This is a genomic window from Methanospirillum sp., from assembly GCF_028679455.1.
Classification (GTDB): domain Archaea; phylum Halobacteriota; class Methanomicrobia; order Methanomicrobiales; family Methanospirillaceae; genus Methanospirillum.
Genome location: NZ_JAJRBM010000048.1, coordinates 1 through 11,439, shown reverse-complemented (window position 1 = coordinate 11,439; position 11,439 = coordinate 1). Strand labels below are relative to the sequence as shown.

Below are 11,439 nucleotides of genomic sequence, written 5' to 3'. Positions count from 1 at the left end.
TCAATCTCACCAAATGCCACAAAGTCCTTGACTTTACGGATCATCCCGACATATGCCGGAGTGTCCGGAATGATGACACAGTGATTGATGTGATGAAGGCGGAGCATCTTCAGGGTGTCCTTGATCTCACGGCGGGTCTTAGCCGTTCCGCGGACCTGAACAACAGCATACATTACTCCTTTCCTCCCAACCGGACCAAATTAGTCGCTCTCAGCGCATTGAAAGTCGCTTTGGCGTAATTGATGGTTGTCCTGGTCTGACCCTGGGTTTGTGCCCAGACATCATGGATACCTGCAAGCTCCAGTACTTTCTTACCGATGTCTCCGGTAACAAGACCGATCCCCTGCGGAGCAGGTCTGAGGGTTACCTTGACACTACCTGCTACACCGGTAACGAGCATAGGGATTGAGTGAGGATGACTGCATCCGCATTCCCATGACCCACAACCACGGCGAACCTTGATCACATGAGTCTTGGCATTCACGATCGCTTTCTTGATCGCGTCGCCGACCTGGGAGTCCTTGCCTTGTCCAAATCCGATGTATCCGTCACGGTTACCGACGACAACGACGGCCCTGAACTTAACACGACGACCAGAGTCGGTCATCCGCTGTACCATGTTGATGTCGAGCACCTCATCCACGAGGTCGGGAAGAAATGCATCAACGATCTCAGGTTCTTTGATGGGTTTCCCACTGGCGAGCGCTTCATCAATGCTCTTTATCTCACCGGACTGGACCATGCGTCCAAGACCGGTCAGGGGTACCCATTCTGTCTTCTCGTATGCCATCTCAGTTCAGCTCCCCCATAATTGCATCACGGGCTGCTGCCACATTGGCAGGCAGACTTCCTGCACGATCAGGGGCATATGCTGCGATATGTTCTCCGTTGCACCGCCCATCAGAGGGAAGAATATCCTCGGAGTGCGGAATGTCGAGACCTGCTTCTGCTGCACCCTTGAGTGCGGCAAATACCCGTGCTCCCGGGCTTGCACGGTTAAGACCGATATCAAGGATAGCGGCATCTTTTCCGGCATTCAGTGCACGGACTGCAAAGAGCATCCCGGTCAGATATGCTGCAGGTGTGTTGCTCAGAGAACCTTCATATCCAAATTTACGAAGGTCCGCAGAGTTTGCTGCAACGTGGGTCCGGTCACCTTCGAGGTGAGCGGTCACCATTTGACAGATGATGTGCTTGTTGGTCTTTCTGACAACCATACGCGGGCGTATTGATACGACCAGTTTGTGCCGTGCATGGTAGTCAGTTCTTCCTTCACGCCTGCGGCGGAAGGATACAAAGTATCGTGGGCCGGTTGCCATTACTGTGACCTCCCAATCTCAATCTGAGCTTTCAGGTGTGCAACAGTTCTGAACTGACCACCAGCTGACCGACGGTAGAACCGGCGGTATACGGAACGTTCAATATCACCAGATTCACGCAGTTCACGGAGAACCTTCCGCTGGGCACGGATACGCGAAACCCAGCGTTCCTTGCTGACGGTACGGGACCCAATTGCTCCCTTCCGGCGTCCTGGGCCTTTGCGGTGTCCATAACTCCGCTTTTCCATCATAACGCGTGCCCGTCCACGGGAGTTTCCCACCTTCTGGTGGGCTGCAATTGCACCCTCCGTGATCAGGTTTCTGATGTCTTCACGAGAGATAGCCCGCTGAACATCGTCGATCTTCTCGGGATCGAACCAGATGCGGTTGAGGCCACATTTAAGGACCTCAGCAGCCAGGCGTCTCTGACCAGAAATCTGACTCATTTATTCTTCCTCCTCACTTGCATCTGCCTTTACGGTTTTAGATGCTGATTTTCCGGCTGAAACCGGTTTGGTTGCATCCTTCCAGTTAAGGACACGAATTTTAGCTTCTGCTGCCTTGTTCTGGATGATCTCACGTTTCTTAAGACCAACAGTTGCACCGATACGGATAGCCTGGGTCGCAGCGTCAACTCCTTCAATATCTTTCAGGTTGCAGACCCTGACTTCCCTAAGGCCACACGGATGCATACCACGAACTGCAAGCGGACTGCCATACCCTGGATCCGGGTGTGGACCCTTTGCCTTGCGAAGTTTCCGCTGCTTGCTGTGAAGACCACGGGGCCTCCGCCAAGAGTCCTTGATGGTTACCTTCTTATCAACACCCTCGCGTTTGAATCGGGCTTCTTTTGCCTTTCTCACACGCAGGAGACGTTTGATCTCGGATACCATTACTGCTCACCCCTTGCAACAATGTAGATACCATCCTGGAACACACGAGGATCACGATCCCGAATCCGGGTTGCCTTCTCGATGTTCGAAGCAGTAGAACCTACCAGTTCCTTGTCAATACCAGTCACACTTACCTCATCGGTTCCGAGTTTTACTGATGTCCCCGGAAGGACCCGTGCAGACCGTGGGAATTTCTCACCAAGGAAGTTTAAGATCTCAAGTTTTTCTCCCTGTATCTTCAGTTGTATCGGGAAGTGGCTGTAGACAACCTTGAGATTGTACTGATATCCGGAAGTTACTCCGGTGCACATATTCTTACAATGTGAAGCAAGGGTCCCGACCATTGCAACAACCTGTTTCTTTTGCGATTCGGTAGTAAAGACGACATTGCCATTTTCAACAACGATCTTGATGGCCGGGTGCCACATGTCCCGCTGAAGTTCGCCTTTTGGTCCTTTTACCTTCAGAACAAAGTCAGCGATGGAAACCGTGACTCCTTCTGGGATGGTTACAGTTCTCTGAGCCGTCATCTGTTCCACCCTTAATAGACGTACCCCAGCAGTTCGCCACCGATTCCAAGCTGACGTGCTTCATGATGAGGCAGTACCCCTTTTGAGGTAGAGATCATCAGCATGCCAATGCTCTTGGATGGGAGGTATAACTGTTCCCAACTCTCCATATCAGCCAGCTTTACCGAGAACCGGGGGGAGATGGCACCACATTTGTTGATCAGACCGGACATGGTGACCTTAAACTGATCCCCACGACCATCTGCAATAAGGGTATACTCCCTGATATAACCGGCTTCCTTCATAACGCGGAGCATTTCGCCGATCAGAGCGCTAGCAGGCTGGACGATGCATTCAGCCCGTCCAGTATCTGCAGCGTTCTTGAGCGTGCACATCGCATCCGCAACCGTATTCAGTCTTGCCATTGCTCTCCTCCTCAGTTCAGTTTCTTAAAGCCCAGTTTACTGGCCCATTCCCGGAAGCACTGTCTGCAGAAGTATATACTGTATCTGCGAACAAGTCCCTGTTTCCGGCCGCAGAGTTTACACTCATGTGCTCCACGTCCAAAAACCTTGGTTCTCTCTTTTCCAGCCTTCTCAGACATTACTGAACCTCCACGCTATATGCTTCATTCAGGAAACTGACTGTGTCATCGTGGGAAACCCGCTGTTTCAGCGGGAGCTTTTTTGCCTGGATATGTCTTCGAGCGATCCTGACACCATTACGTCTGACGACAACGGTCACATCAAGACCGAAGATACCGATCTTTGGATCATAACTCTGACCCGGATAATCGGTATGCTCTTCGACACCAAAGGAGAAATTTCCCTGTTGATCAATCGCACGGGTTGTCAGTTTGTTCCCGACAACTTTCAGAGAAGTTACCAGAAACTGCTCGGCTGAAGGACCACGAAGGGTGGTCTTACAACTGAGAGGCATTCCCTTCCGAAGACCAAATGCAGGAATAGTCTGCTTGGCAACACCGCGGACCGGTTTGTTCCCGGTGATCTCAGTCAGAATTTTCTCTGCACTAACGAGACGATCACCAGCTTCTCCGACACCCATGTGAACGACGACCTTGTCGATAGAAACAGCCCGGTTTGGGTTCATTCTTCAATCCCCCAGTTATCCACTGCTGATTTCTCACGACCAACGGTAACAACGTACTCATCGATGGTCTCAAAGGCATCTCCGGACTCTTCATCTTTCAGAATAACCCGGTTCGGAAGACTGCCATTGACAATTACCCGTTCAGTAATGCGGGCGATGTTGCCGGAGTGTTTTCCACCAATAACCATGACCATATTACCGGCCTGGTACGGGAAGTGATCGATGATCTTGTTCATCTCACCATCTTTCAGAGAGAGAACAATCGAATCGCCGGATTTGTAGGTATTGTCTGCGATGATGTTTGAACCATCACGCAGATTCAGTTGAACCTTACCGCCCTTGATGATCGTCTTATTGGTGATCTTGACCAGTCTGGACTGTGCAGCTTCTGCGTCAATCTGAATGGTCTTGTGCCGACCTTTTGCATCACGAAGGATACGGTAATACTTGCCGGTCTTCGGGATAGAGATGATATCAAAGATACCAATACCCATATCTGCATGCCTGCATGCACGGCCGTTCACTATTATTTCCCGTTGACGAAGGATCTGTTTGACTTCCTTCATGTTGCGGGCTACCCCGATATGATCCCGAAGCCAAACGGCGATCGGCAGGGCATTGGTGTTGTGCGGTCCCGGAGAAGGCTTCATGACGAACTTTGTCGTCTTTCTTGCAATACCCCAGGAATTTGGTGCTACAACTCTCTTCAGGTGTTGTCCCATCTTATTCACCACCCAGTTTCTGCTCGCGCCGCTTGTCCTCAAGGTTCAATTCGGTTACGATGACATTGGAGGGATCAATTGGTCGTGGCACTTCTGTACCATCTGCTTTCTTTACAGACACGCCATCTACGACGATCTGGGATTTCTTGGTGATAACAAAATCCACAGAGCCTGATGTTCCGGAGTGGTCACCACGAACGATCTTAACCGTATCGCCCTTGATAACCCGGACACTTCTCTGGCTATACTTCTCACGCAGCTCTTTAGAGAGCGAAGCGTGGAGAAGGGAACCGCGCTCGTGGTGCGCGGCATTATACCGGGCCTTGCGCTGTTTTCTTGGTTGTTTACTTGCAATCCTTACCATTCGCACCACTCACACGATGATCGTGGCCATCGATCCAATACGGGGGTACCGAATCGCGACCTCACGAGCAACCGGACCCTTGATCTCAGTTCCTCGTGGTTCATTTTTTTCATCAACGACTACGACCGCGTTATCTTCAAAACTAAGCCGAAGTCCGTTGGGGCGACGAATCTCTTTCTTCTGTCGGATAACCACGGCACGCACGAGTTTTCGTCGCATGTCGGGGGTTCCCTTCTTGACTGAGACTGTTGCTATATCAGCAAGCCCGAGTTTGGGTTGCCTGCGTCTTACTCCATGATACCCGAAGACCGAGATGACCTGTACTAACCGTGCTCCGGTATTGTCTGCACAGGCAAGTCTGGTTCCGGTGCTTACTGAGCGGGGGACTTTTATCCCAAGCCCCTTCATGACCGGTTCACCTCAATGACTACGAACGTTTTCGTCTTTGAGAGTGGCCGGCACTCAGCAATGCTCACGGTATCGCCAACCCGTGCATGCAGGCATGGTGGGTTGTGTGCGTGAATCTTGGAACTCCGTTTCTCGTACCGCTGGTACTTCTTGACAAAGTGCAGGTAGTCCCTCCTGATCACTACCGACCCTGTCATCTTGTCGCTCACGACTTTGCCGGTGATCACCTGGCCGCGCACCGGCAAGGTGCCATGGAACGGGCAGTTTACGTCCGTACACTCTTTTTCCGGTGCCGGGACGTTAAATCCGATATTTCTTGCCATTATGAACCTCTAGTTTCTGATTCGCATAGTTATCCGTTTCTCCGGAGCCATCAGGAGTGCTGAGCCATCCAGATCAACGACGTTCCCTTCAGGGAGCTGGACACGAAAGGTTACTCCTTTCTTTCCCACCATCTTAAGACCTGAATAGGTCTTGATCATGACCGTATTTCTGGTCTCATCAATGATGAGTCCGGCAATTCCCACAAGGGAAGGGCTTGAGGCATGAACCACAGTCACATCCAGTCCGATGAGTTCATGGAACAGGATGTTCTGTGGTGTTCTCATGCCTGGGTTCTGCGGTTCTGTTCGGTCTTCATCCGGGCTATGGTCCGGCGAATCTCGCGGATCTGACCCGGGTTTTCTGGAGCGCCACCGGCACTGACCTTACCACGGTACTGGATCAGTTCCATCTTGAGTTTATCGACCTGTTCTACCAGTTCGATATCCGAGAGCTGGCCGACATCACGTGCACGGAAGATCGCCATTAGAGATCCTCCTCAACATCTGGTTCAGCAATCATCTCTTCAAGAGGGACATCTTCTTCATCAACGGAATCTGACGAGATTTTCTTCAGGTGGGGTGCAAGACTTGCGACTTTCTTCTCAAGAACTGCAGTTACCTTGAAGTGATCAGGCAGTTGTGCACCGGGCGGAATGATCCTGCACTGAACACCGATAACACCGAGTTTCTTGATTGCAACTGCAAATCCCTTCTCGACGATGGTGTTAACCGGATCTCCGGAGTGTTTGATATATCCTTCAGTGAACTTCTGAACACGGCCACGGGCTCCGGTCAGCTTTCCTGATATGACAACTTCACATCCGAGAGCGCCTGATTCCATAATCCTGCGGATTGTGGATGAACCGGCCTTTCGGAAGTACCAGCCGCGCTCAAGCGCACTGGCAAGCCGCTCTGCCATAATCTGTGCATTCAGATTCGGGTTATCAACCTGCTGAACCTCGATCTGAGGTGATTCAACACCATAAACCGTGGCAAGATCCTGTGTCAGAGCCCGGACAACCTTTCCACCTTTTCCGATGACGATACCCGGCTTCTCTGCAAAGATTGTCACTTGGGTGCCGAGAGGGGTACGAATCAGATCCATACCACCATATCCGGCACGTTTGAGTTCACGGGAGAGATGCTTCTCTACCCGGACCTTCCGGACGCCGTCTGCTACAAACTTACGCTCAATTGCCATACGTTCAGGCCTCCTGCTCGGAGACGATCATCTCAATATTGACAGTCTGCCGATCTTTGGGGGTTGCCCTACCCATTGCACGTGGCATAAAACTACGGCGGCGGACACCACGGTTTGCGGAGATATGAATGATCCGGAGTTTCTCGGTGTCAAGTCCGCTGTATTCGGCGTTCTTCCGTACGCTGTTAAACAGGCGGAGATACACCTGGCTTGCCTTTTTAGGATAGCGTCCACCATCCCAACCAACAAGACCACGTTTGTGGGCGACGTTTCGGTTAAACTGCTTGAAAGGGATGGCCTTTTTCAGGTCCACCACATCATTGAGGTATGCTTCAGCTGCTGCAAGGGTCTTCCCTCTGACAAACCGGGCAATCTCAATCGCATGTTTGGGTGAGATGGGGGCTTCGTTTATCCGGCCACGAGCCAGATTATCCCCTTCCACCTTATTTGAATATTCAATTCTTCCCATCTCACATCACTTCAGTGGAACGAATTTGCTCGACCGGGTTGCTCCGATACCGGCAGAACCGTGAGCGACTTTCCTTCTTGTCAGGGCAAATTCGCCAAGGTAATGGAAAACTGCTTCAGGCTGAATTTCAACCTTTACAAATTCCTTGCCGTTGTAGATCTCGATTTCCCGTCCAATCATCTCGGGGAGAATGATCATATCCCGGACATGAGTCTTGATTCGATTCTCACCCTTTCGCAGATCAGCAAGAAGTTTCTCCTCGCTGATGGTCCAGCCACGGCGGACTTTCCGGCGTGCCCCTGAGGGCATGACCGGGAGCAGTTCCTCCAGTGTCATAGACTTGAGAGCCTCGGCGTTGAATCCATGATAGGTGAACTCCTCCTTTCGCCGTGGCAACTTCTTCACTATCTTCTTTGCCATCCGCTTACCTCCTTCTGCCTGTGCGGCGTGCAGCTATATGCCCGACCTTCCGACCCGGCGATGTTCCGCGGCTTACTGTCTTTGGTCTACCGGCATGCTGATGTCCTCCACCACCGAACGGATGGTCGATGACGTTCATAGCCTCACCTCTGACCCGTGGCCAGTTGCTTGCGGTATTCTTCATCTTGTGATATTTCTTACCAGCCTTGACAAACGGCTTCTCGCTGCGGCCACCACCTGCGACAACACCAACGGTTGCACGGCACTGGCCGTTGAACCACTTGGTCTTTCCGCTAGGCATCCGGACTGCAACCCGGTCTTCCATCTTGTCAGTGATCATGGCCTGGACGCCGCCTGCGCGAACGAACTTGCCACCATCGTTGGGTCTGGCTTCAATATTACAGATATATGCACCCGTCGGAATGGCAGACATGGGGAGCGTGTTTCCATTCTTGTAAGAGACATCTGAACCCCAGGACATGACATCCCCGACTCCGAGTCCTTCTGTAACAAGAACGTATTTCTTCTCGCTTCCCTCGATCTCTACCTTTGCGATAGGTGTGTGTCTGGCTGGATCATGCTCGATATCGATAATGACCGCATTAACAGCCTGATCATTGCGCCCAAGGTGGCGCAGTGCAGCTTTGTACCGGTGTGACGGTGCACGGTAGGTTGATCCCCCGTGTCCACGGCTTTGTGTTGTGATTCGATGTCCCATCTTACACCACCTTACATTATGCCGAGACGGCTGAGGATCTCCTCTGCGGCTTTCTCATTGGTAAATCCGATGATGGCTTTCTTTTCACCCTTGGTGGTCATCATCGTCCTCACTGAGGTGACCTGCTGGCCGAACATCTTCTCGACCGCCTTTTTGATCTCCGGTTTTGTAGCGTTGCGATCAACGACAAACTGGAGTTTGCTCTCGTTTTCTACCCCGTAGGTTGCCTTTTCGGTTGCATGCGGGAACTTCAGAACCATTATTGTTCACCCCCGAGCCTGACGATTGCATCCTCGGTCCAGACTGTCAGTCGTGCAGACTGCGTTCCCGGAGCGAGAAGTTCAACATTCAGACTGTCAACCGGGCAAACATCCACTCCTGCGAGGTTGCGTGCTGCACGAAGCGGCTCGCTGCCAGTGACGATGAGCAGACTCTTGCGCTGCTTGTACCGGCGACCACGCATCTTTCCGCGACCTGCACGTACCTTGCGTGAACCTTCAGCCTTCAGAATGTCCCCATAGACACCAATAGCCCGCAGTGCTGCAATGACTTCCTTGGTCTTTCCAAGGGATTCGAAGTCGTTAGACAGAACAAACGGAAGTGCTCCTTCAAAGACATGACCACGGGATTTGACCAGATCATCGCTGATAGTTGCTGCAATTGCAGAGCCAAGAGCTTTACGTCTCTCTTTGCGATTAATGTCACGGGTCAGAATCTTCTGGACTACAGGCGGATGTGCCTCACGACCACCCTTTGCCTGAGGAACCTTAGCAGCCCGGGAACTGTTTTTCAGACGTGGAACATGTGATGCACCACGACCACTACCCCAGCCGACGGCTGACTTCGTGATACCTGCATAGACATATGCTCCATGGGGCTGGTACCGGTGACTCTGAATCGAAATAACCGCTTTCTTGATAAGATCCGGGCGGTACTCGGACGCAAAGACAGACGGGAGTTCGATCTCATGATCAACCGAACCGGACAATGATAAAACCTGTGCTTTCATCTAGTTCACCCCTGTTTGCTCTGCTGACTCACGTATTCGACTACCGGTTCACGGACCTTGTGTTCGCCCTGACGGATTGCATGTCTGATTCTGATGAGACGTTTGCATGGACCGGGAAGTGACCCTTTGATGAGTACATACCGGTTGCGAACTTCACCATAGTGCAGGAATCCGCCTTCAGGGTTTACGTCTGCGCCATCGTCACCGATGCGAAGGAGACGCTTATTGTATTCAGTCCGCTGCTGGTATCCCATCTGACCCATCATTGGAACCTGCCACCTGACATGGTGCGGAGTCCAGGGTCCGAGTGTACCAACATGGCGTTCCTTGCCACCGCGGGAGTGTTTACGTTTTCGGAGGTGAACACCCCAGCGTTTTACCGGGCCCTGTGTTCCCTTTCCCTTCGTAATTGCAGTTACATCGGTGTACTGACCGACCTGAAACATGCCACGGATATCAACATCTTTTCCAAGCATGCCGATACCAAAATCGAACCGTTCTGCAATGCTTCCTCCACCGATCCGGGTCTCCATCAGATCAGGAACCTTCTTGGGGACACCGGTGAGAAGTGCAGGCCGGGTATAGGTTATTGCAATAACCTCGACAATTTTTCCTGCTTCAATCGCTTCGCGAATCTTCTTTTCAGCCTCTTCGCGGCGATAGTTCTTTGGCAGATTTATTCTTCGTCCAAGATCAGACTCAAGGTTTTCGGCCCAGATCTCGGTCATCGGGTGATGACCGTAGGTATCTTTCCGGTAAACACGGATCGCTGCTACCTTCATATCAGGTACTTCAACAACCGTGACCGGGACCATAATGTCCTTGCCTTCATTTGGACTCTTTACATGGTCATCGACCATGACAACATGGGTCATTCCGACCTTATATCCGGCAAAACCCTGGAGCGCAGGCTCCCCCTCATATGCGGGCCATGCATGATATTTCGGTACCTGGCTCATTGCCCGTTTTCGTGGGCTGAATGCCAGGGAACCCATGCGGGGTCTGTGTACGTTTGGCATTTTTCAATCAGTCCTTCTGTCTGTATCAGATCAGTCCGGAATATCACATACCGAAGATGATAATCGATGCAGGATCAGAGACACGAAGTATACCTACAGCAGAAGCTGCGTGTAACAATTCTTCTGCTGAACGATCGTTCAGACCAACCCCTCCCCACATCGCCAAAGTACCAGATGGTCATATGCGCCCCGGATTACAGGGTGCCAGAACAAACTCTTTGACGTGTAGTCGGGCAGTCAGATGTAATGCGTTCAGATACCGGTCTCTCGTAAGATGCGTGAAATTCAGGCGTAACCAGTTAGATTCACTGGTTCCGGGCCGCATCGTCCACCCTTGCCGAAATCACATCCCACTATATCAGCCCATTGCGATGAACGCAATCCTGGTCAGTCCGCAGATCTCAAGGATTTTTGCGGAATTACCGTCAAATAAGCGGGCACATAAATATACCCACAAATTCAGGCTTCATACATATGAGAGAAAAAGAGTAATAAATGTATTGATAATACAGATTTAATCAAAATAGAGATCGCCATCATCCTTGATGTAGACCTCAATTGGATTCCGTACATATCGGGAACGATTCTTTTCAGGAACCTCATCACGTATCCGGTTCATGAGTTGAACCGTGTCATACTTGACTTTGATACCAATTTTCTCTGCTTCGTCAAATACCAGTTGGACTGATTCGAGCAGATCCTGACCTTTACCTATCGTACAAAGATGACGTGAATCAAGACTGTGAAAAAATTCAAGCGTCTCACGGGCACGCTTAATATTCTCCATTGCTGACTTTTCTATCGTACACACATTTGCCTTAGAGGTATTGATGATATCCGCAATCTGCTGCTGAGTCAGGCCTGACTTCCGGTATCTAAGGACCTCTTTCTGCCGGTCCGTCAGTAGACCATCTTTCATACATATCAGTAGGATTGAGATATTTTAAACTGTTTT

At 51.1% G+C, this 11,439-nt stretch carries 23 protein-coding genes; all 23 read right to left on the bottom strand.

Going from position 1 to position 11,439, the window contains the following annotated elements; all coding sequences use genetic code 11:
- Positions 1-173, bottom strand: a 173-nt coding sequence (locus LUQ50_RS01500) for an uL30 family ribosomal protein (protein WP_300035123.1), incomplete at its 3' end; no start/stop codon positions are given.
- A complete protein-coding gene (locus LUQ50_RS01495; RefSeq protein ID WP_300035118.1) occupies positions 173-790 on the bottom strand; it encodes a 30S ribosomal protein S5 in 618 nt (205 codons plus the stop codon). The genes LUQ50_RS01495 and LUQ50_RS01500, both read right to left, overlap by 1 nt.
- 1 nt (position 791) lies before the next feature.
- A complete protein-coding gene (locus LUQ50_RS01490) occupies positions 792-1,319 on the bottom strand; it encodes a 50S ribosomal protein L18 (protein ID WP_300035115.1) in 528 nt (175 codons plus the stop codon).
- Positions 1,319-1,765 (bottom strand): 50S ribosomal protein L19e, encoded by a 447-nt coding sequence (locus tag LUQ50_RS01485; protein WP_300035112.1) that lies wholly within the window; start codon positions 1,763-1,765, stop codon positions 1,319-1,321. Before LUQ50_RS01485 ends, LUQ50_RS01490 begins: the two co-directional genes overlap by 1 nt.
- Positions 1,766-2,212 (bottom strand): 50S ribosomal protein L32e, encoded by a 447-nt coding sequence (locus tag LUQ50_RS01480; protein WP_300035109.1) that lies wholly within the window; start codon positions 2,210-2,212, stop codon positions 1,766-1,768.
- On the bottom strand, positions 2,212-2,742 hold the full coding sequence (locus LUQ50_RS01475) for a 50S ribosomal protein L6 (RefSeq protein ID WP_300035106.1): 531 nt from the start codon (positions 2,740-2,742) through the stop codon (positions 2,212-2,214). The genes LUQ50_RS01480 and LUQ50_RS01475 overlap by 1 nt, the downstream gene beginning before the upstream one ends.
- Before the next feature lie 11 nt (positions 2,743-2,753).
- A complete protein-coding gene (locus LUQ50_RS01470) occupies positions 2,754-3,146 on the bottom strand; it encodes a 30S ribosomal protein S8 (protein ID WP_300035103.1) in 393 nt (130 codons plus the stop codon).
- Between the two features lie 11 nt (positions 3,147-3,157).
- A complete protein-coding gene (locus tag LUQ50_RS01465) occupies positions 3,158-3,325 on the bottom strand; it encodes a 30S ribosomal protein S14 (RefSeq protein ID WP_109969507.1) in 168 nt (55 codons plus the stop codon).
- Positions 3,325-3,831: a 50S ribosomal protein L5 gene (locus LUQ50_RS01460; protein ID WP_300035094.1), complete on the bottom strand. Its 507-nt coding sequence runs from the start codon at positions 3,829-3,831 to the stop codon at positions 3,325-3,327. The genes LUQ50_RS01465 and LUQ50_RS01460 overlap by 1 nt, the downstream gene beginning before the upstream one ends.
- A complete protein-coding gene (locus LUQ50_RS01455) occupies positions 3,828-4,553 on the bottom strand; it encodes a 30S ribosomal protein S4e (RefSeq protein WP_300035091.1) in 726 nt (241 codons plus the stop codon). Before LUQ50_RS01455 ends, LUQ50_RS01460 begins: the two co-directional genes overlap by 4 nt.
- A gap of 1 nt (position 4,554) precedes the next feature.
- Entirely contained in the window at positions 4,555-4,917 is a 363-nt protein-coding gene (rplX, locus tag LUQ50_RS01450; RefSeq protein ID WP_300035121.1) for a 50S ribosomal protein L24, read from the bottom strand.
- 9 nt (positions 4,918-4,926) lie between these two features.
- Positions 4,927-5,325: a 50S ribosomal protein L14 gene (locus LUQ50_RS01445; RefSeq protein WP_300035088.1), complete on the bottom strand. Its 399-nt coding sequence runs from the start codon at positions 5,323-5,325 to the stop codon at positions 4,927-4,929.
- A complete protein-coding gene (locus LUQ50_RS01440) occupies positions 5,322-5,648 on the bottom strand; it encodes a 30S ribosomal protein S17 (RefSeq protein WP_300035085.1) in 327 nt (108 codons plus the stop codon). Before LUQ50_RS01440 ends, LUQ50_RS01445 begins: the two co-directional genes overlap by 4 nt.
- Before the next feature lie 9 nt (positions 5,649-5,657).
- On the bottom strand, positions 5,658-5,933 hold the full coding sequence (locus LUQ50_RS01435; RefSeq protein WP_300035082.1) for a ribonuclease P protein component 1: 276 nt from the start codon (positions 5,931-5,933) through the stop codon (positions 5,658-5,660).
- A complete protein-coding gene (rpmC, locus tag LUQ50_RS01430; RefSeq protein WP_300035079.1) occupies positions 5,930-6,133 on the bottom strand; it encodes a 50S ribosomal protein L29 in 204 nt (67 codons plus the stop codon). The genes LUQ50_RS01435 and rpmC overlap by 4 nt, the downstream gene beginning before the upstream one ends.
- Positions 6,133-6,849 (bottom strand): 30S ribosomal protein S3, encoded by a 717-nt coding sequence (locus tag LUQ50_RS01425; RefSeq protein WP_300035076.1) that lies wholly within the window; start codon positions 6,847-6,849, stop codon positions 6,133-6,135. Before LUQ50_RS01425 ends, rpmC begins: the two co-directional genes overlap by 1 nt.
- Before the next feature lie 4 nt (positions 6,850-6,853).
- Entirely contained in the window at positions 6,854-7,318 is a 465-nt protein-coding gene (locus LUQ50_RS01420) for a 50S ribosomal protein L22 (protein ID WP_300035074.1), read from the bottom strand.
- Between the two features lie 6 nt (positions 7,319-7,324).
- A complete protein-coding gene (locus LUQ50_RS01415; protein ID WP_300035071.1) occupies positions 7,325-7,738 on the bottom strand; it encodes a 30S ribosomal protein S19 in 414 nt (137 codons plus the stop codon).
- Between the two features lie 4 nt (positions 7,739-7,742).
- Positions 7,743-8,456, bottom strand: coding sequence for a 50S ribosomal protein L2 (locus LUQ50_RS01410; protein ID WP_300035068.1), 714 nt, complete (start codon positions 8,454-8,456; stop codon positions 7,743-7,745).
- A gap of 11 nt (positions 8,457-8,467) precedes the next feature.
- Positions 8,468-8,716 carry a 50S ribosomal protein L23 gene (locus LUQ50_RS01405; protein WP_300035065.1) on the bottom strand — a complete coding sequence of 83 codons (249 nt, stop codon included), beginning with the start codon at positions 8,714-8,716 and terminating at the stop codon, positions 8,468-8,470.
- Positions 8,716-9,465: a 50S ribosomal protein L4 gene (gene rpl4p / locus LUQ50_RS01400; protein ID WP_300035062.1), complete on the bottom strand. Its 750-nt coding sequence runs from the start codon at positions 9,463-9,465 to the stop codon at positions 8,716-8,718. The genes LUQ50_RS01405 and rpl4p overlap by 1 nt, the downstream gene beginning before the upstream one ends.
- 5 nt (positions 9,466-9,470) lie before the next feature.
- A complete protein-coding gene (rpl3p, locus tag LUQ50_RS01395) occupies positions 9,471-10,484 on the bottom strand; it encodes a 50S ribosomal protein L3 (RefSeq protein WP_300035059.1) in 1,014 nt (337 codons plus the stop codon).
- Positions 10,485-10,998: 514 nt separating this feature from the next.
- A complete protein-coding gene (locus LUQ50_RS01390; RefSeq protein ID WP_300035056.1) occupies positions 10,999-11,403 on the bottom strand; it encodes a Tfx family DNA-binding protein in 405 nt (134 codons plus the stop codon).
- Positions 11,404-11,439 lie beyond the last annotated feature (36 nt).